18 protein-coding genes and 3 pseudogenes are annotated in these 20,356 nt (G+C 32.0%); 13 read left to right on the top strand and 8 right to left on the bottom strand.

Going from position 1 to position 20,356, the window contains the following annotated elements; genetic code table 11:
• From ACXKY9_RS31335 to ACXKY9_RS31315, 5 genes are all read left to right on the top strand, one after another.
• Entirely contained in the window at positions 1-2,103 is a 2,103-nt protein-coding gene (locus tag ACXKY9_RS31335) for a peptidase domain-containing ABC transporter (RefSeq protein ID WP_016090586.1), read from the top strand.
• Between the two features lie 72 nt (positions 2,104-2,175).
• Positions 2,176-3,084 (top strand): ABC transporter ATP-binding protein, encoded by a 909-nt coding sequence (locus ACXKY9_RS31330; RefSeq protein ID WP_016090587.1) that lies wholly within the window; start codon positions 2,176-2,178, stop codon positions 3,082-3,084.
• Complete coding sequence (locus ACXKY9_RS31325; protein ID WP_016090588.1) at positions 3,084-3,809, top strand: ABC transporter permease; 726 nt, start codon at positions 3,084-3,086, stop codon at positions 3,807-3,809. The genes ACXKY9_RS31330 and ACXKY9_RS31325 overlap by 1 nt, the downstream gene beginning before the upstream one ends.
• A gap of 15 nt (positions 3,810-3,824) precedes the next feature.
• The gene (locus ACXKY9_RS31320; protein WP_016090589.1) at positions 3,825-4,523 is read left to right on the top strand and encodes an ABC-2 family transporter permease; all 699 of its coding nucleotides are present in this window, start codon (positions 3,825-3,827) and stop codon (positions 4,521-4,523) included.
• Between the two features lie 291 nt (positions 4,524-4,814).
• Positions 4,815-6,157 (top strand): IS3 family transposase gene (locus ACXKY9_RS31315; RefSeq protein WP_144406502.1). Its coding sequence is split into 2 segments (ribosomal slippage): positions 4,815-5,196 and positions 5,196-6,157, totalling 1,344 coding nucleotides; the frame shifts between segments, so codons are not numbered across the junction.
• 87 nt (positions 6,158-6,244) lie between these two features.
• Here ACXKY9_RS31315 and ACXKY9_RS31310 read toward each other — a convergent pair.
• Complete coding sequence (locus ACXKY9_RS31310; protein WP_016090591.1) at positions 6,245-6,919, bottom strand: hypothetical protein; 675 nt, start codon at positions 6,917-6,919, stop codon at positions 6,245-6,247.
• Between the two features lie 472 nt (positions 6,920-7,391).
• Between ACXKY9_RS31310 and ACXKY9_RS31305 the strand changes: the two genes are divergently transcribed.
• The gene (locus ACXKY9_RS31305; RefSeq protein WP_000416175.1) at positions 7,392-7,559 is read left to right on the top strand and encodes a hypothetical protein; all 168 of its coding nucleotides are present in this window, start codon (positions 7,392-7,394) and stop codon (positions 7,557-7,559) included.
• 147 nt (positions 7,560-7,706) lie between these two features.
• Here the strand turns inward: ACXKY9_RS31305 and ACXKY9_RS31300 are convergent, their stop codons facing one another.
• The 4 genes and pseudogenes from ACXKY9_RS31300 to ACXKY9_RS31285 form a co-directional block, all read right to left on the bottom strand.
• Complete coding sequence (locus ACXKY9_RS31300) at positions 7,707-7,832, bottom strand: Phr family secreted Rap phosphatase inhibitor (RefSeq protein ID WP_087971388.1); 126 nt, start codon at positions 7,830-7,832, stop codon at positions 7,707-7,709.
• A 153-nt stretch (positions 7,833-7,985) separates the two neighbouring features.
• Entirely contained in the window at positions 7,986-8,282 is a 297-nt protein-coding gene (locus tag ACXKY9_RS31295) for a hypothetical protein (RefSeq protein ID WP_000219740.1), read from the bottom strand.
• 350 nt (positions 8,283-8,632) lie between these two features.
• A complete protein-coding gene (locus ACXKY9_RS31290) occupies positions 8,633-9,862 on the bottom strand; it encodes an IS110-like element ISBth166 family transposase (RefSeq protein ID WP_001236345.1) in 1,230 nt (409 codons plus the stop codon).
• A gap of 773 nt (positions 9,863-10,635) precedes the next feature.
• Positions 10,636-10,749 (bottom strand): annotated as a pseudogene (locus tag ACXKY9_RS31285) (DUF3221 domain-containing protein); the annotation flags it as partial.
• Between the two features lie 463 nt (positions 10,750-11,212).
• Between ACXKY9_RS31285 and ACXKY9_RS31280 the strand changes: the two are divergent.
• Positions 11,213-12,829 carry an S-layer homology domain-containing protein gene (locus ACXKY9_RS31280; protein WP_016090592.1) on the top strand — a complete coding sequence of 539 codons (1,617 nt, stop codon included), beginning with the start codon at positions 11,213-11,215 and terminating at the stop codon, positions 12,827-12,829.
• A 245-nt stretch (positions 12,830-13,074) separates the two neighbouring features.
• Here ACXKY9_RS31280 and ACXKY9_RS31275 read toward each other — a convergent pair.
• Positions 13,075-13,143 (bottom strand): annotated as a pseudogene (locus tag ACXKY9_RS31275) (helix-turn-helix domain-containing protein); the annotation flags it as partial.
• A gap of 694 nt (positions 13,144-13,837) precedes the next feature.
• Here ACXKY9_RS31275 and ACXKY9_RS31270 point away from each other — a divergent pair.
• The 3 genes from ACXKY9_RS31270 to ACXKY9_RS31260 all read left to right on the top strand — a co-directional run bounded on the left by ACXKY9_RS31270 (position 13,838) and on the right by ACXKY9_RS31260 (position 17,665).
• On the top strand, positions 13,838-14,764 hold the full coding sequence (locus ACXKY9_RS31270; RefSeq protein WP_016090593.1) for a hypothetical protein: 927 nt from the start codon (positions 13,838-13,840) through the stop codon (positions 14,762-14,764).
• Between the two features lie 1,636 nt (positions 14,765-16,400).
• Positions 16,401-17,033, top strand: a complete 633-nt coding sequence (locus tag ACXKY9_RS31265) for a hypothetical protein (protein ID WP_000582601.1) — start codon at positions 16,401-16,403, stop codon at positions 17,031-17,033.
• Entirely contained in the window at positions 17,030-17,665 is a 636-nt protein-coding gene (locus tag ACXKY9_RS31260; protein ID WP_016090594.1) for a hypothetical protein, read from the top strand. Before ACXKY9_RS31265 ends, ACXKY9_RS31260 begins: the two co-directional genes overlap by 4 nt.
• A 48-nt stretch (positions 17,666-17,713) precedes the next feature.
• On the opposite strand, the pseudogene ACXKY9_RS31255 reads toward ACXKY9_RS31260, so the two are convergent.
• Positions 17,714-17,906 (bottom strand): annotated as a pseudogene (locus tag ACXKY9_RS31255) (hypothetical protein); the annotation flags it as partial.
• A 55-nt stretch (positions 17,907-17,961) separates the two neighbouring features.
• On the opposite strand from ACXKY9_RS31255, the gene ACXKY9_RS31250 reads away from it, so the two are divergent.
• The 3 genes from ACXKY9_RS31250 to ACXKY9_RS31240 all read left to right on the top strand — a co-directional run bounded on the left by ACXKY9_RS31250 (position 17,962) and on the right by ACXKY9_RS31240 (position 20,035).
• Complete coding sequence (locus tag ACXKY9_RS31250) at positions 17,962-18,345, top strand: hypothetical protein (protein ID WP_016090595.1); 384 nt, start codon at positions 17,962-17,964, stop codon at positions 18,343-18,345.
• A gap of 16 nt (positions 18,346-18,361) precedes the next feature.
• Complete coding sequence (locus ACXKY9_RS31245; RefSeq protein WP_016090596.1) at positions 18,362-19,000, top strand: nuclease-related domain-containing protein; 639 nt, start codon at positions 18,362-18,364, stop codon at positions 18,998-19,000.
• Between the two features lie 300 nt (positions 19,001-19,300).
• Positions 19,301-20,035: an epoxyqueuosine reductase QueH gene (locus tag ACXKY9_RS31240; protein ID WP_031303436.1), complete on the top strand. Its 735-nt coding sequence runs from the start codon at positions 19,301-19,303 to the stop codon at positions 20,033-20,035.
• A gap of 157 nt (positions 20,036-20,192) precedes the next feature.
• Here ACXKY9_RS31240 and ACXKY9_RS31235 read toward each other — a convergent pair whose 3' ends face one another.
• Entirely contained in the window at positions 20,193-20,351 is a 159-nt protein-coding gene (locus tag ACXKY9_RS31235) for a hypothetical protein (RefSeq protein WP_001154000.1), read from the bottom strand.
• Between the last annotated feature and the right edge of the window lie 5 nt (positions 20,352-20,356).

The raw sequence follows: 20,356 nt of genomic DNA, 5'->3' as shown, positions 1-20,356 counted from the left end.
ATGTTAAGGAAGAAAATTAAATTTATACCGCAAATGACATCTTTTGATTGTGGGCCTAGTTGTCTAGCAATGATTATGCATTATTATGGTTCAGCAGTACAAGCTTCGGAAATTAGAAATAGTAAAATTATCAATAAAAAATCGGCATGGAGTTTGTTGGATATTAAAAAAGTTAGTAAATCGTATGGACTTTCTGCAACTGCATATAGGATAGAAAATATAACTGATTTACAAAGGATACAAAAGCCGATGATAGCATTTTGGGGCTTTAATCACTTTGTAATTATTGAAAGGGTTAAAGCAAATAAATTTTATATTGTAGATCCTAAGGCAGGGCCGATGATAATTGATATAAGAAGTTTTGAGGAAATGTTCTGTGACTATATCCTAGTAATAGAAAACAAAAAAGATATACAGCCAAATACTAAAAGGCGTGAAAAACATATATTACTTAGATATATTGATCATTTTGTATCTCCTAGCCAGATTGTTTTATTAGCACTATTAGCATTGTTAGCACAAATCTCAATTCTTGCTTTCCCCTTTATTTTGAAAAAGTTTATGGATATTTTGAATGCTTCAAAGGAAGTGGATGTAAGATACCTTTTAATTATTTTGGGAAGTTTAATCGTTGTTATAGGGATAAAATCTATAACTTCTATTATAAAAGTAAACTTTCAGAAAGAAATTGATAGAAAAAGTACAACAAAAGTTTTTGAGCATATGTTTAATACCCCCATAGAAAAAATTACTACACGTCATGCAGGGGATTTAAATGTAAGAATCATGAGCCTAGAATCAATACGAGGATATATTTTAGAGGATCTAATTGAAATGATTATATCAATAGTAGTTATCATTCCATTATTGATGTATCTATTATATACTGAGACTTTTTATACTTTAATATTGATGTTTTTTATTGCTAGTTCCCTATTTATCAATATTTCCTTAGGGAAATTCATATATAATGCTAATTTAGTCGAAACGTATTACCTAGGAGAACATAGAGGGAAAATTAATGAATCATTAAAAGCGATGTATTATGTAAAGGCTACAGGGATTTTTTCTAGAATTAAATCTGTATGGCAAAAAGATTATAATAAATACTTAGATACAGTACATAAACGAGCGCTAAAACAAAATGCTTTAGAATCATTTAATAGTTCCCTATCAACAATATTTATTATCATAATGCTTGCTGTAGGATTTTATAATTTTAGTAAAGGAGAAGGGGATTTAAGTAATATTTTCTTCTTTATTGCTATATCTAGTATTATATTTTCTCCGGTTTCAACAATTATAGGATCAATTTTAAATTGGAATTCAGTTAAACCACTTTTATTAAGAACTTTAGATATCTTGGAAGAGGAACTAGAAAAAGATGGATCGGATACTAAAGTAAACATTCTTAGAGGATCGATTCAATTTAATAATATTTCGTTTAGTTTTGATGACAAAAAAATAATAGAAAACTTAAGTTTGAACATTAAAAATAACGAAAGTATTGCTATTGTTGGAGAAAGTGGCAGTGGTAAGTCCACTTTAGCTAACTTATTATTAAAATTGCATACTCCCGATAAGGGTAATATATTAATAGACGATAGAGATATTAAAGATTGGAACAGTGAGGAACTAAGAAAAAATGTAGGACTAATGACTCAGGATGGAGTTTTATTTAGAGGAAGTTTATCTGAGAATTTATCTTACTTTGATATAAATTATGATCCTTCAAAAATCCAGGAGTCTATTGATAAATTGAATCTGAGTAATTATATTCAATTTCAAAGTATAAATGATATTTTAATCTCAGAGGGAGGAACAAATTTCTCCGGTGGCCAAAGACAAAGGTTGGCTATGTTACGATTGTTCATGAAAGAATATCCGATTCTTATTTTGGATGAACCAACTAACCATTTAGATAGGGAAACGGCAAATGCTGTTATTGAAAATATATTTGCCATACCATCCACTAAGATTATTATCACTCATGATGAAAATATTTTAGAGCGTGTAGATAGAGTTTATGAACTTACTGATAAAAAATTAAAACAACGAGAAATATTTTCTAAATCCAAATTGCAAACATTAGGTAAAGGGTAAATAGAATATCTAATAGATCAAGAATTTAATAGATACTTACTTTTATTTGAGAATAAGAAAGTGAGGAACAAAATGAAATTAGCAATCCAAACTAAAAATTTAACAAAGTCTTTTGACAATCAATCCATTGTAAGGGATTTAAACTTATCTGTTCCTGAAGGAAGTTTATATGCTTTTATTGGACCAAATGGTGCAGGAAAAACAACAACAATGCGAATGCTATTAGGATTAATTCCATTAGATAAAGGAACGATATTATTTAATAATAAAGATATCAAAGATTGGAAAGAAGAATTATTTGAAAATGTGGGTTGTTTTATTGATTCACCTACCTACTATCCTAATTTGACAGCATATGAAAATTTAGCCTATGTACAAAAAATGATTAATAAGCCTTTAGATGAAATAGACAGAGTATTAAAAATTACAGGAATATATAAAGCAAAAGATAAAAAAGTGAAAGATTTTTCTTTAGGAATGAAACAAAGGCTAGGTATTTCCTTTGCTATTCTTAATGATCCTAAAATACTAATTCTTGATGAGCCGACAAATGGATTAGACCCAGAGGGAGTACACGAGATAAGGCGCTTATTACTTCATTTAGTAAAAAATGAGGGGAAGACAATATTTATTTCTAGTCATAATTTAGCTGAAATTGAAATGATAGCAGATCACATAGCATTACTACATAAGGGTAACTTACTCTATGAAGGGAATTTAAACAGTATTATTACTTCTAGAGAATATATTGTTCATGTTAATGACACTACTGCCACAGAAAGGATTTTAAATACAAAGGATATACCTTATAGCATAGAAAAAGAAGGGGTATTCAAACTAATGATAGATCAAAATAGTGTTCCTAATTTAACCAGAATATTAATTGAAAATGATATAGATATTTTTGAAGTTAGCCCTAAAAAGCTAACATTAGAGGAAGTATTTTTATCTTTAACTAAACAAAAGGAGTTACTATCATAATGCAATTTATCTTTAAAAGTGTGAATAGTGAGATGAGGAAAATTGGTGGGAGAAAATTATTGTTATTTTCTTTGTTTTTTTCATTATTATCAAGCTTTTTGTGTATAAGTTATTTTATTTTTAACAAGAATAATCCCGATATGTTTCAATCTACCAATCTTATAGCAATTACAGTAAACTTTAATACACTAACATTAAGCATTTTTTCTGCTTGTATGTGGTATTTTATCATTTCTTCTGAAAATAAATATGGTACTTGGGCTATTATTTATACAAAACCCATTTCAAAATTCAAGTTATTGGTAGCTAAAAATTTATTGTTTATACTGTTTTATTTAATCTTTAATATTTTAAATTTTTCAGTTATGGGTGTCTATATTTTTATAAATGGATATGAAATATCTATACTGTATTTTTTAAAAATGTTGTTACTTTGTACCATTTTATCTTTAGCAATACCATATTCTCAATTGCTTTTTCATTTAATTATAAAAAAGGGAATTCTTGCGGCGTCCTTGTCAGTTATTTGGATTTTTTTTAGCGTAACTTATGGATTATTTCCTGTAGTATTCACAAAGACATTTCCAATATTTTATGCATTGAATATAGTAAGTGATGTAATGATGAAAGAAACAACTATTTTAATATATCTTGCAAGTTCTTCAATCTATATTTTAGGAATTATGTTATTAGCTGTGAGTTTTAAATATTATACATATGAATAATAAAGGGTGAAATAAGTGGGTATATTAGGTGAATATAAAAAAAGTCTTCATAATGGATTGTATATCCTGTTACTAGTATTTCTGTTGATACCAATTAGTTTTCAAATCTTTCTAACTGTATCATCTCAATCAAAAGATGGCGTTTTCATGCATATAGCGATTCTAAGTCTTTTTTGTAGATTATTTTTACCTATTGCAATAGGTCTATTAGTGTCATTTTCTTTTGTAAACGAATTCAGAAGAAAAGGATATATGTCTGCTATTTATCATGGAATCACTTTAAAAACTATATTAAGTAATAAGTTTTTGTTTTGCTTAATGATTACCTTTGGTTATTTAATATGTGCTTTAGTCATAACTAGTATACCTATAGTATTAACGGCTGATAATCTTGGGACTGTTTATCAAAGGTTAATTTTTTCTATACTTTTTATGGTGATTAGCTCTTTAACTATTGTGAATCTACATTTTTTAATAAATATAATATTTTATAAAATCCCGTTACTTTCATTATTAGTAGGGGTTATAGGTGGACTGGGTAGTTTTTTTATCTCTCATACAAACTATTGGATACTGTTTCCTTGGTCATATCCAATTATGAGTCTTTATATCGATAGCATTGAACCAAAACAGTTGTATATTATTCTTATTGTATATCTATTATCATTACTAAGTTGTATATTTATTATTAAAAAATCAAGGCAATGGAATTAAAGTTAAAATAAGAAGAGTAGTATTATTAATAATAAAGCGTGTTGTAGTTGCTATAAGATGAATCTCGTTACGTTAAGTGAAGTAATAAGACAAGCTGATTAAGTATTATTGAATTCAAAGAAGCTCAAATATGAAGAATGTAACTTATGGCTGATAGAATATCTATTAAAAATTCACCATATGAAAAAGGTAGCTGTACAAAATAAAATGTACCCTATAGAATAGACACTTGAAAAAAGTCTATTCTATAGGGTATTTCTTGTATAATAAAAGGAAAATTGGGATCGGAGAATGTTGAAAATGACAAAAAAACTATTTACAGAAAGAGAAATTCAAATTCTATCAAATAACCTATACGTAAAATCTGTAAGTCAGAAAGGTATCACTTATACAGAGGAATTTAAGCATATTTTTATTGAGGAAAATGAAAAAGGAAAGCTACCTCGAAATATTTTTGAAGAATGTGGTTTTGATATAGATATGATTGGAATGAAACGAGTTATGTCATCGGGAAGTAGATGGCGTGCTGCTTATAGAAAAAATGGTGTATTGGGTTTAAGGGATACACGTATCGAAAGCGCTGGAAGAACTCTTGAGAGAGAGCTTACGTTAGAAGAAAAGTATGCCCGTTTAGAAGCCGAACGAAACTTACTAAAGGCGGAAAACGAATTGCTAAAAAAAATCAAACTTATGGAAGGGAGGATGAGAAGGAAATAACACTACCACCTAGTCAGAAATTCATCTTGATTCGTTCTGTCATCATGAAATACAACTTAAGGAATATGGTCAGTCATTTGTGTAAAGTAGCTGGTGTATCCCGTTCGGGATACTATAATTACTTTTCAGTTTCATCTCAAGAACAACGGAAACAAAAGAGTGATCGAGATGAAATCTTGAAGGAAACCATATTAAAAGCACTTCGATTTAGAAATAGAAACAAAGGGGCTCGTCAGATAAAGATGACATTGGCGGGTCAGTTTCAAGTTGTCTACAATTTAAAGCGTATCCGTAGAATTATGAAGAAATACGAGATTATCTGTCCGGTTCGCAAAGCGAATCCTTATAAAAGAATGCTTAAAGCTACAAAAGAACATCGAATAGTACCGAATCAATTAAATCGGGAATTTAAACAAAATACCCCAGGGAAAACACTTCTTACAGATATCACCTATTTAGTTTACGGTAAGAATCAAAGGGCCTATTTATCTACAATTTTAGACGGCTCAACTAATGAAATTTTAGCTTACCATGTTTCAGAACAGATGACATTAGAGCTCGTAACGACAAATCTCCATAAACTAAAAAGGAATCCGCGGATTCGATTGACTGAAGGTGCTTATATTCATTCAGATCAAGGATCCCACTACACAAGCCCTACCTATCAAAAGCTAGTTAAAAAGCTAAACCTAGGACAATCCATGTCAAGAAGAGGAAACTGTTGGGATAACGCCCCACAAGAATCATTTTTTGGTCATCTGAAAGATGAAGCTCATATAAAACCTTGCGTGTCCTTTAATGAATTGAAACAAGAGATTAAGAAATATATGACGTATTATAATCATTATAGATATCAATGGAATTTAAAAAAGATGACTCCTGTTGGATACAGAAACCATCTTCTTGATGTTGCCTAACTTTTTTCAAAATGTCCTTTACAAAGGGTACAGATTAAAAAGTACAGCTACCTTTTTTTAGAACATCATTCGTATACAAGAGCAACCTTAGCGTAAACTTGCGCTTAATGGTACTTGAGAATAAACTGTGAAATTGTTACTATAAGTACCATGTTTAGAAAATGTGGAAGAAATAGAACTGTTCCAACTCTTGTAGATAGATCCAGATGTATCTTCTCTTAGAAGTACGTTTGAAAAGCTAGCTTGGCTAAAAGAATTACGTCCAGTATCTTCAACGCCCTGAACCATTTTTACTGGTTCGTATTGAGAAAATGAGCCATATACAGGCTGATTTGTATATCTAGGGATTCCATTTACATACATAGTAACCGTACCATTGCCGTTATTAATTATTTTAAGGTTTACTCGATCACTATCTTTAATTGATGTATCATATTGTGTGTTCCAATACTTATTGTTTTGACCTGATTCATTATATCCTGAATTAAGAAATACTTTATATCCACTTGGTGTTTTTGAAATACCACCTTCAACTTTAGATGCTCCAATACCTAAATACCAATTCACATATCCATCCTTAACAACAACTGATTTTGGTAGGTTTATATCAGCTGCAATTCCAGTATAATTACTATTTGTAACACTTTTTACAGCACCTTCTGTAGCTGCAAAACTTGTAGTTGAAAACATTGATAGAGAAATTAGAAGTGAACCGACTAGATACATCATTTTTTTCTTACTTTTCCTTAATACTTGATTCATTTTTAAATCCCCCTTATTTGTAATTATTAAATTGTATTAAAAGTTGGCCAACTAACTAAGACTTACAAACCAAAGATACATTAGGTTTAATTAAATGTATATATTTTCCTGTCATAAGTCATTGAAATGTCAAATAAATTAGAAGTTTCATATTTATTAATATAGGGGGAATTGACAGCATGAAGTGTTATGTCTATTTAAAATTATGAAGGTTTTGTTAAAAATAAGATTAAAGCTTATAAATTTGTTGGGTATAATGTGTATTACGATTTATTTAGGAGAGATAAATATGAATGGAATACCAGGGGTTTTTCAAAAGATATATTTGAAATTCTGAGAAATAAAATAAAAACAAATGAAATAAATGAATTGCTTGTGTTAAAGAATTTATTGGAATAGTTAGTAGGTAAAGGGAAATATATGATTTAAAAGGCGTGGAATTCTCATATAAAAAGAAGAAAGGTGGGCAGTTATGGAAAAGACAAGATCAAAGTTAAATAATGCAACTATTGAAGGGGGGATAGAGACATTAAAAGATGAAAATGAATGCTTACGTATGGAAATCGATTATTTAAAAAAGTTAAAGGCCTTACTTCAAAATGAGAAGAAATTACAGAACAAGACTAAGTGGAAGTTTTAGTCTATCATTCTACGTACAATTATAGTAACGTGAATAGTCCGAAATAAATTTGTTTCGGACTAAGGGTTCAATATTCTATCCAGTGTATTCAACATTTTTATAAAAAGTTGAATTTTCTGATTTTATAACTGAGAAAAATATATTACATTAATTAATAGATACTTCTACAGAGACACTAGGAATTGTTGGTGCTGGTGTATTTCCACCATTAGAAGATTGTTGAGGTGCATGTAAACTATTCGTGCTATATGCTAATGCACTTATTACTACCATTTTTTTCATTAATAATAAGAATATAATGAATATTTAAAGTGTCCTTATTCTGTTGATATAGTCAATTTGTTTTAAAACAGACCGTCTGTAATAGGCGGTCTGTTGTTTGTTATGGTTGGCGACTGCTATTCTTTTACTCATCTCATATTATATTTAGTTTAAGAATTGAGAATAGAAGAATAGGATTAGAAAAATTAATGTTTTGCCAAATAATTTATTAAATATACTTAAAGGAATAAACAGTTCTCCTATTGTAAGGCTGTTGAGTTTATTCTTCTTTGGTCTTTTTATCAATTCTTTAAATGTTTGAAAGTTTATTTTATTAACGAAAGACCAATTTGGCATAGCTTTTGTATCTGAATCTATTTTGAAAATGATATGAATACTATGTGTATAAAAGTTGCCTATACTTAAAATAAGCATAAATCCTAAAATAATGAACCAAGTCATTTTTTAGCACCTCCTTTCAGTATTTAATATTAAGATATTAATAACGGTGAGGAAGTGTGCTATTGTCCATGAAAAATATTGAGAAATTGTTGAGGAAACGTTGAGACTGTTGCAATGCAATCGATCGTAGGATAGTTAACTATGCTTGTCCTGTTATATTTGTTAAAAAAGGAAAGAGAACAGTTGCGTAGACTGTTCTCTTAAGACCTGCGGTAGTATGTCAACTGAAAAACAAAAGAATTTTTAGTTATCAAAGGCCTATTTACTAAAAAAAGACATCACGAAACTAAACCAGTAACGTATGTAATTTACTGGAAATTAATTGAAAGGTAGCGATGACAAGTTTTATGTCACACTTTCACGCACCTTTCTGGCGTAAAGAGTTGGTGACTACGTAGTAGCGCATCCACCAATCGCACAAGTTTTCTTGCGGTTAGAACGAGTGCACGTTTGTGTTGATGTTTTGGTACTTCATTATATTTTTTTACGTAATATTCTTGATAATCAGATACGTGCCTTCTTACTGAGTTGGCGGCTTCAACTAAGTAATACCGCAAGTAATGATTTCCATTACGGGATAACGAAGTGTTTTCTGCGGTGAATCGACCAGACTGGTGCGTACGCCAATATAATCCGGCATATTTTGCTACCTTGGTTTCATCATCAAATCTTTCGATTTGACCAATCTCAGCGATAATACCGGCGGCGAATACAGGACCAATTCCAGGAATGGACTCAAGTGTTTGCGTTAATCCAGCCATGATTCGCTTAATGGATTTTTCTAGTTCTTTGATTTGCTGTTGATAGGTACGAATCACCGCAATTGATGTTCCTAGAAGAACATCGATTGAGTCTTCTACGACCTTATCCAAACGATAGGAAGAGCGAACAGCCTTTTGAATGGTCGATGCGATACATTTTGGGTCACCGAATCGGTTTTTCCCTTTCTTTTGTAGGAACTCAGCGAGTTCCTCTAAAGGCATGTCAGCTAATTCTTCTAGACTGAATTTTTCAAGAAACAGTTCCATCATGGCGTTGCCAAAGATAGAAGAATCCACTTCTTGTGAGAACGTATTACATTTATAACTTAGGTGTTGGAGAAAATGTTGTTTTTCCTTTGTCAACATTCTAACGAGCTGATAACGAGATCTTGTTAATTGCTGGAGTGCCACATACTGACTTTCTTTTACGATGGACATTTGATTCCGTCCAAATCGTAAGTAATCAGCGATGACAAAGGCATCAATCTCATCTGTTTTATCCATGTCAGAATAGCTTTTCTTGAAATTTGCAATTTGTTTTGGATTCATCAGAAATACCTTTGCCCCAAACCGTTGTAAGTCTTCATCATAATGAAGAAACATAGATGGATGAAAACTATAAACAGATGTGGATTCTAGACCGATTTTAAAAGTTTCAATTTCTTGGTTGGCTATACACTGTAACACTCGCTCTTTGAGCGCTGTGGCACCTGGCAAGTCGTTGTTGACCGAAAAGGAATCTAGCTTTTTCCCTTCACCATTTAAAATACAAGCTTTTATATCAAACGAACTTACATCTAAACCAACAAATAATCTCATGTAAGAGACCTCCCTTCTATTTAGAATCATTCCTCGGACGTCTCGAGATATCTCTAGTGTGCACGCCGACCAACAACCTCGTGTATGAGAGCTAGTCCTGAATCGAAAGCCGCCCTAGAGCTACTAACATCTAGGTTCGAGGGTCAGGCTGCTCAGCCTGCGAGTAGGGAGTCCCGCACGTTCACTGAGAAACACTCTTAATTATGTGGTAAGTCCACAGGAGCGGTAAGAATTGTCCCAAATGATCCTAAGACCATTATCTAGAAATATCTTGAGACGTCCAAGAGTTATTTTACAGGTCTCTCATGAAAGTAAAAAAATTAAGTTTAAACATACTATACGAGGAGCGGAAGTGCTGAACATAAGTGCTGAACATTTTTCAATGACAATGATTCAAGCCTTCCAATTATAGTGTGTACAAATAATTACAATTCATACAAAGAGGCAGGTGTAAATTATTCATACATTAAAATTACTTTATTATAGATTGAGTGTATTACAAAGTACAAAGAGCACTTTTCAAAAGTGCTCTTTGTAAGGCGTACATTAAGGACTTGAAAGAGGCATCATTGTCAATTCGAAAGGAGATATCTATATACAACATATGAAGATGATTTGAAAGGGTGACGATAAAAACAAAAAGACCAGTAAGGGTGTACCGATTGCTCAGATTCAAGGAATTGGAGAGGGGGATTTATATTGTTAGGGAATTTTTTGAATGCTATTCCATTATGATAAACTATGCAGATGAATAATAAGAGTGAAGTTGTAAATTTATCATCTATAGTGTAATCTTCACCATTTGAAATAGGAACTCTTAAAATGTTATCCTGAGAAACTAGATGCGATCAATCATGTTGATAATCAAGTGCTTCGTCCTTTGTAGAACCTGGGGAGGCATATGCCGCTGTAATTCTTCAGTAAACGTAAGCATTTAAAGATTCATAAAGAAATGCTATCCCTTCCTATAATTCTATAGAAAGGATAACGTTTTTTGCTTTATGGGTCGTATAAAACTTTAGCTTGATAGCGCTGTGATAATGCCCCGTTTAAACAAATTTCCCTTTTCCATACTGATAATGCCCCTTTTTTAGAGTCATCCTATCAGCATGTCGAAGATTAGGAGATTACTTGCAAGAGTCTTGGAATTATTGCAACCGTGCTGTGTTATAATTCTAAAGTACTGACATTTCATGTAGGACTTATAGATGTCGGTTTGACATATGAAATGTAAAATCAATCCGTCATTTTGAAGGTTCAGGCTACCAATATTTAAACTATTATTCGAACTAAAAGAAGTACAAGGAGGAAGGTATATCTATTAAGATAGTGAGATATGCCAAATTAGAAATGAATATTAAATTTAATAAAAAAGTAGTAGCATTCACGGCAGGATTAACGGTATTATCTTCACCATTGGTATCGTTTGCAGAGGAACAACAATCAGTAAACAATAAGCAATCTACAAGCCTTCAAGTGCAAGGTAACACAGACCAACTTCAAACAACAACAGATGAACAGGCTTTAAAAAGTATTGAAGCTAGTTTTGAAGAGGTAGACGGACGTGGTGGAGGTACTGTCGACAATAGGAAAGTAGATAGTCTTCAACGTTCAGAAGGTATTCATGAAGAAACAGGTACATTAACTGTTCCTAACAATTCAAACAGAACAAAACGTAGTCTGTCTCCCATATCACCTAGCACCTCTAGTACAATAAACGGTGTTCCATTCACTGAATGGATTGTTCCAGCAGGTAACGATAATATTCGTCCTCAAAACTACATGAGTCCAAAGTATATTACAATTCATGAGACTGATAATACAAGTGTAGGAGCAGGTGCTAGAAACCATGCTCAATACCTATATAACCAAGCAGTAGGTAACACGGACCGTGCTGCATCGTGGCATTTTACAGTAGACGATAAAGAGATTTATCAACATCTACCATTAAACGAGAACGGATGGCACGCAGGAGACGGTGATGGTCCAGGTAATAGAGAATCTATTGCAATTGAAATCGCAGTTAACAGTGACGGAAACTACAGTAAAGCAGTAGATAACGCTAAGAAACTTGTAGCTTATTTAATGAAAGAAACTGGTGTACCGTTAAATAACATTGTAAAACACCAAAAATGGAGCGGTAAAATCTGCCCTGCTAACATGATTAATAATGGGCAATGGGATGTATTCGTAAATAGCGTTGAGGGATATTATAATAATCTTTATCAACCAAAAGATGACATTACAGGAGGTTGGTATGAAGAAGCTATTCGAGAGTTAAATAGAAGGGGTATTATGATAGGGGAAGGAAACGGAGTTTTCGCACCCAATAGAGCGATAACAAGAGCCGAATTTGCTCAATTAATCTCTAAATCTCTAAACCTGCCAGCTGGAGATGCTTCATTTAAAGACCTAAACGATGCAAATTCAACTTTACGAGATGGTATTAAACGTACTGCAAGTGCAGGTATCATTCAAGGTAGAGGAGATGGTTATTTTGACCCAAACACACCTATTACAAGAGAAGAATCAGCAATTATTGTAAACAAGGCTTTACAGTATAAAGGTATATGGGGACCAGTTGTAAACCTACCATTCTCAGACAAAGACCAAATTAGCTATAAAGAAGATGTACAAAGATTGTATGGCTTAGGTATTGTCAAAGGTAAGGGTGAAAATCAATACGACCCTAAAGGAACAACAACTCGTGGTGAAACAGCAACATTCATTCTAAATATGCTACAAGTAATTGAAAATGGCAGTGTTGAAAAGGTAGTTGGAACAGCTCAAATTAATGGTATTGGGGTAAATGTTCGAAGCGGGTCAGGTACAAACTATTCTATTGTTAGAAAGACAAGTAAAGGCGAAAAAGTTACAGTATATGAAGAAAAGAATGGTTGGCTAAGAATTGGAACAGGTCAGTGGATTTATTATGACTCTAGTTATATCGACTATAACAGATTATAAAAGACTAAATACTTAAAAGAACAGGTCATATTTGGATATATAACTTAATCTCAGGTTGTGAAGAAGACTTTCTTCACAACCTGTTTTTGTGATAATTAAGCAGAGGTCACTATACATACCCATCCAGCCCATATTATGAAATACCTTAAAACGAAAAAATGAGCTGTATTGTTACAAGTTAGCACAAAATTTCGTTCTGAGGGTACTATAAAACCTTCGCTTGATAATAAAGAGATAACATTAACTTTGTTGCCTAGAATTGCTTGTGCTAGATGTGGGTAGATTCGAAATTTATAGGCTTTATTAATCATCACTTGATTCATCTTCATTTTTGTAGGTGTCTCCTTGATTAAAATGATAAAAAATGCAAAAAGAACTTGTAGGCATCACTACAAGTTCTTTTTTAGATAATATAAAAAGGTGAAACAAACTATCTCATTACTCGTAACAGGGAAACTATCTTACTTAAGGCTTGGTTTCATTATATAACAAATATTAACATGAAGCGTTTTAATGTGTGAAAATTATGTGAATTAGCAAATGAAATTTCATCTCTATTCGTTTTTTAACACCTATAAATCAACGTTGAATGGATAAACAATATTTGCTAAAATAATATTATAATAATGCGATATACAGCAATTTATATAATAGAAAGATAAAAAATTTACATATCACTAATTTAACGCTTAGCCGTTGATTAATGGAGTAAGGTAAATAACGAAGTACATTTAATATACAATTCTTTACGCAGCATAAGATACGTAATTAAGACATTTGATAGAAATAGAGTGCGAATAATGAGAAAGATGCTGACTTGTGGGTTACACTGATCAACTTGAAATGTTATAGGGGTGTACAAGTACTACAGCCAAAAAGTGATCTGTAATGAATATCGAAGAGGCTTACGCAAAGTTATATGTGAGTCTATGTGCGAAGGAAAAGGATAACGTTTATAGGAGGAAGCATGAGGGGGCAATTTAATATATGTAACGGGGGAATAATATTATGAAATTTAATACGAAATTATTAAAGAAATTACTTGTATTAAGTGCAACGTCTGTATCAATTTTCAGTGCCTGCTCTGCAAAGGAAGATGGGGATTACAAGCCATATAAGGAACAAGACTCTATAGAAGTCGCAAAGGTCGAAGAGGAGAAGACTAATCCCCCTAAGATTGTAGAGAAGAAGTCCACTCTGCCTAAGGTCAAAGAGGATACAGAAGAACCTAAGAAGAAAAAAAAGCTACAACAAGTGGAGGAATCTAAGAATAAAGATGAGGAAATTAATGACAAATATCCGCATTATAAAGATGTACATGAGGACGCATCAACAGTATCACTAGAACAGTATAATCAAATCAAGGTTGGAATGCCTGCGGACAAAGTCATAGAGATAGCAGGAAAGCCTGGATCCAGCGAAACAACTAAATTGTTCTCTATCTACATATATTTAGGTCACGGTGGACACGGTTCGATGACTATAAAGTTTGATTCTAATAGAAATGTAACGAACAAAGAGCAAGATGGTCTTAGCAATACTGCAGTTAAAGATGAGAAGGCTAGCAAAGAACATGAAGACCCTAATCCTGAATCTGTTAAGAAATCTAGTGCTATAATTCCAAACGATTTTTGCGGACATGGACATGACGAAACGAAGGAGCTAGCGCACGACTGTGAAAAAATTACTGATAAGAAGGCATATAGAAGATATCAACTACAACAAAAGAGAGAAGAGCGAAAAAGACAAATTAGGGGCGAAGAACAGGAATTAATTGATTACGATCAGGGGGATGCAGCTTACAAGGAGCAGCAGCGTATATACGAAGAAATACAACGTAGAACAGAAGAAAGGGAATCGATTGACTACGATTACGATCAAATTAGAGCTGTTAACAAAGAAAGGCAGCGTATGTACGAAGAAATACAAGAGTGAGATGAAGAAAAAGAGTGTAAAGTGTAAACTAAAAAAGCTAAATGGTACGAGGAGTATATTTCATAGATAGGAATTTGAATTATTGAAAAATCAAAATATGGAAGAGTAAATAAAAGACGCTAGTTGGCGTCTTTTATTTATCATTATTAGTAAAACTTCACTGGTGATTACTATTAATATTATAATATTTGATCTTGGAATTAACTTATTAGATAATGCGTATTGATTGTATAACATCTGACAAATGACTAAAGATAATAAAAAAATTCTTGATACGAAAATCTAAATTGTATAATATATAGGTATATTGTTATTTGTTGAATTCCGTTTATTCCCACGCCTTATGTGTTGTGGTTGAGTTGCAGAAGCAAGTTGTGTTCTTGTTTCAATTTTGAAAGGGCTTCTTTGAGCCGATTAGTGCATATATAGCTTATTTTGTTATGCACATTTTTAATCGACTTGAAGAAGTCCTTTTTATGTTGTTTTCAAGTTGCAGGTGGGATTATTTATGATTCATAACAAAATGAAATAAAATAATGTTTGAATAGTATTAGTAGATCTAAAAGAGTAATCTAAAGAGCCGGATGATATATTGATTGATATAGATAAGTTATTAGGGAGTGCAAATGAAGAACTGCGATATAAATCATGTGATGGTAGTTTATACAGGGGAAAAGGAAGAACTAAGTGATATGAATACTTGGAGCTTCCTTTTTTATTGCAATTAGAAATCTGGTAGATGATTATGCATATAAAAATGATTTGGCGGAAAAATTTTATTTAATTTCAATACATAGAAGAAAAAGAAAAAAACAAATTCGTAAAGGGCTAGTTTAAGTACGATTCATTTGAATAATTGAGAGGGGAAATGTATTGGTGAAACGTCTTGTTTCTTGCTGACCAAGGGAATGCAGGATGATTAGTAAGGCGTAAGAGCGTATTACTACTCTCACAAAGGAAATTACATTAGAAAAGGGTCTGTCAGTGTTTACAATTTATTTGTTACATCGGTCTAAAAGAATTTGGATGGAGAAGTAAATGCTAAGTGAGAACATGAATGACATTTCTATAACTTGAACAATTGTGCTTTTTGTTAATAGTGAAAATCAGAAGTAGAAGAGGCACAAGCGTTAAAGTGGACTGCAAAAGTGACAGAAAGAGAACAAGGATTAACATTATTTATAAAGATATCTAATAAGAAGTGCTATCGGATTTATACAGAAGGAGGGATAATACCAGAAAATATATGAATGTATATAAAATTTGAGGTGAATCCACCTATTTTCTATACATTAGTTGAATCAAACAATAGATGACTAGGGAGTGTATAACATCCATTTCCCAGTTAAATTTTCTTAGATAAATAGCATGAAATACAGTATGTTCTCACTCATTTGTATAAGGATAAAATAGCCTTTTATTTTTATGCAAATGAGTGAAACAGAACGATTCACCATATAAGAATATTCGACTATAATGAAACACTGTACGTCATTGTAATATTAAGATGTTTTAAGATTAAAGTGATTATTAGTCATAAAATATGAGTTTCGAGACCTCAGCAAAATATTGCAATGCTTTATATACATGAGATTGTAAAAATTATTTTATTAAAATTACTGGAGGCTGATGAAATATGATAATAGATCATATAAGCAACAATGTAGTAAAAAAATTGGAACAAACGGTGCGCTATGAAAAGAAACAGGTACAGGTATTACGTGTAAGTAAAAGTAGTTCTAATATGCACGCTTACATGATTTTCCCAGAATTCTCAGAGGTTAAAATTTCAAATACTGAACTGGATGAATATATAGAAAATCTATCAACAAGTCTGAAATATGTCATTGATCGCAAGTTAAGTCTACAAGAAATTGAAAAACAAAATCATTCTTTCATTATGACATGCGCAGTCGAGGAAGATGGTGTTATAGATGATGAAACGATTCATTTTAATACGACGTATGTTAAGCCACCTACACTTGCGAGTAAGGTATTTAAGCTAGTGTGTGGTTTAGGAAATCGTTTGAATAGCTTAAAAGAGTTACATATAACAGTATTAAATAATAATATTAATCGAATTGAAATAGAGTTTTATAATGAAAATGAAACATATGTAGCAGTAGAAAAAGAAGAAATTGCAAATGCGATTATGGGGGCATATACAAAAGCCAATATCTATTATTCCGCAGATCTCCGTTATGTTGCAGAAGGAAATGAAATCAAATTAAAGAGCATTAAGCCAAAATTAGCGGGTGATGTGTTGTGAAGCGAGAAAAAGGGATGATTGGAGTTTTATGTACATATGTTTTTATGATCCTAGTACTCATACCTTTACATACAGCTCATGCATCTGTAAAAATGGATTTTAATGAATTGAAAGGAAATGATGTTTCTTCATCTTTTAACGAAGGATTAAACAATCGAACAAAAACGACAGAGAAAGACGATTCATTTGGGTCATCAATTATACAAAAAGTTGAGGGTATGTATGCACCAGCTTTTAAAGTAGGGGTAAATATCTTTTCTATCTCTTTCATATTAGGTGTTATTGTCATGGTTATGGGGTTAATTACAAAGAATGGTCAATGGATGAAATGGGCAACAGGGAGTATGATTTTCTCGTTCGTTAGTATGATGGCAATGAGATTAAGTGTATATTTCTTATTTAGTTCGGATGTATTTTCGTTTATGAACATTTTTACGGATTTTTTAGACCTGTTTAAAGCAACAGCACTTATTTTTACACCCTTTATGTTAATTGCAGGAATTCGTTTACGAAGAATTCATGAGAGTACAAAACAACCTGAGTATTATCGTTGGTCTAATCGCGTTATAACGGGATCTTGTTTACTATGTATGTTAGCCGTACTGGCTCCATGGTTATTTGCGAATATGTAAAGAAATATATATAGATGCAAAAGGTACTGAATGTTCATTCAGTACCTTTTATCTACCCATCTGATTTTTCCTTTCATATTCTGCAAATATCTCCTCTGATATAGGGGATAATTTGTTCGATTTTTAATTGTTTTTCGTTGTAAATTATTTCCATTTGTAGAATGAATACTCCTCGTAGTAGAGCTGGTATGCCTACAAAACAGACGAGGAAGATAGAAACTAAAATAATATTTAAATTAGAAATTCATACCTCGTATTTAATAATAACTTAATTTATTTTGATAGGAGTGCTTGTTTTGAAAAGAAATCCAGAATATACCGCTTTACGTAATTCTATCTTGATAGGTTGGCTGCTCACAATTATTGTTATGGGCTTATCTATCTATTTTTCTTCTATTATATATTTACTAATTGGATGTTTTATTTTGTCATTGAAATATGGATTAATGGGCACTATAAAGAATGTAGAAAAGCGTTTGCCAACCTGGGCTAATTTTGGAGTGATTGAAAAAACAGTGAATCGGAGGGTGACAAGACCGTTTCAATTTCGGGGCGGACTCATTGTTTCATTAGCATTAGGATTCATAGAGATGGTGATAAAAGGTTTATGTATCTCATATTATATTTTAGGATTAGAAACCCATGTATATCGTTTAATGCGTAGAAACACAAGAATGTGAAAAGGGGACTTAAATTATGAAAGTATTAATATTTGAATTAATTCTAATTGTGCTTCTGATACCGATAAACATTATGGTAAAAAAACATGCTCCAAAATGGAAAGGAAGAGCTGGAGAAAAGATGGTAAAACGTATAGTAAGAAAATTAGATCACGAAAGGTATTGGGTGTTACATGATGTGGCGGTTCATACAGAGTATGGTGATACAACTCAAATTGACCATATTGTTATTGCAGAAACAGGTATATTTGTTATAGAGACGAAGAACTACGAGGGCTGGATTTATGGAAGTGAGAAGGCAGCAAGATGGACACAAGGTATTTTTAGAAAGAAACACTCTTTTCAGAATCCATTTAGACAAAATTATAAGCACATGAAAACAATTGAATGGGTGATGGAACAACAGCTGCCGTGTATTTCTATTGCAGCGTTTCATCCAAAATGCAGCCTAAAAAGAGTAAATGTTCATTCTAAAGATAAACATGTCCTATATTATAACGATCTAAAAAAATGTATCGAATCCTATATTGATGTGAAATTAACAAAAGACGAGGTCGAGCATATTTACCAGACTATTTTGCAAGCAAATATTACTGATAAGGATACTGAAAATAAACATGTGAAGTATTTACAGAATAAGTTCGCTAAACAATAAGAAACGGAGCAAGGAACAATGTTATATATAATAGGATTTTTGGTAATCATCGTAGTAGTTATTCGTCTTAACGTGAAGTATTACCAGTTAAAAGGTAATCCAAAAGATTTTGTGATGAAAAAGAAGGATTAAGGATTTATTTTAGAAATAGAGGTAATAGAATACATATATTATTTTAGCCATCACCAAAGGTCATAAGAACCGTTTTACGATCGATAAATACATACATTACTATATTTTATTAATGAATTTAAGTGATATAATAAATAAAAATAAACAGGAGGTTTAGTTGTGAAAGAAGTGTTAGATGTAGAAACGTATTTAAAGAAAATGAAGAATCAGAAAATAAATTATGATAAAGTATTAAGAAAAATGATTAATGATTGGGAAGCAAGGAACGAAAGACCAAAAGTGTTACTTCATTCATGCTGTGCTCCTTGTAGTACTGCTTCATTGGAATTTCTTGCAGAACATGCAGATATTACGGTTTTTTTCTCGAATTCGAATATTCATCCGAAAAGTGAGTACATGCGACGCTCTAATGAACAAAAGATCTTTGTAGAAAAGTTCAATGATCGTACTGGGCACACAGTAGGATTTCTTGAGGATGACTACCGTTCAAATGTATTTTTTAAAATGGTAAAAGAAGAAGGTTTGGCAGAAGAGCCAGAAGGCGGGCTTCGTTGTTCAGCTTGTTTTGATATGAGATTGGATCGTTCAGCTGAGGTAGCACAAGAAAAAGGTTTTGATTACTTTGGGAGTGCCATTACTCTTTCTAAAAATAAAAATAGTCAATTAATAAATGAACTTGGAATCGGTGTACAAAAAAATTATGATTCGCGTTATTTACCAAGTGATTTCAAAAAAAGTAATGGATATCAACGTTCAATTGAAATGTGTAATGAATATGATGTTTTCCGTCAGTGTTATTGTGGATGTTCATTTGCAGCAGAGAAACAAGGTATAGATTTAAGATCGGTGAACAAAGATGCAATACATTATCTGAAAGAAAATAATCTTAGTTTAAAAAAATAGATTTAATGGAGAGAAATTCGATGTAAGATTAACCTATGATTTACAAACGAAACGCATTATGTTTCTAAAGGAAAAACGTAAAAAGCTAAAATAGTTCGGGAATAACTCCTTACTGGTTAAAGTTCTAGAGAAGAAAAAACCAATAAGGAGTGTTTTCTTAATCTCGCATTGCCCCTGCCTCTCGGGAAGTCATTGCTCCTTGTCCTGCTCTTACATCATTTTGAATTTCTTGTTTCACTTTTTGTGCATCTGTTTCAGCAAAATCTGGTTTCATAACAGAACCAGGACTTTTTATAGATTTTTTACGATCTTGCATACAAC

The organism is Bacillus sp. 2175, from assembly GCF_057812155.1.
The sequence above is the reverse complement of the archived record's forward strand: the minus strand, read 5'-3'. Positions and strand labels throughout refer to the sequence as shown.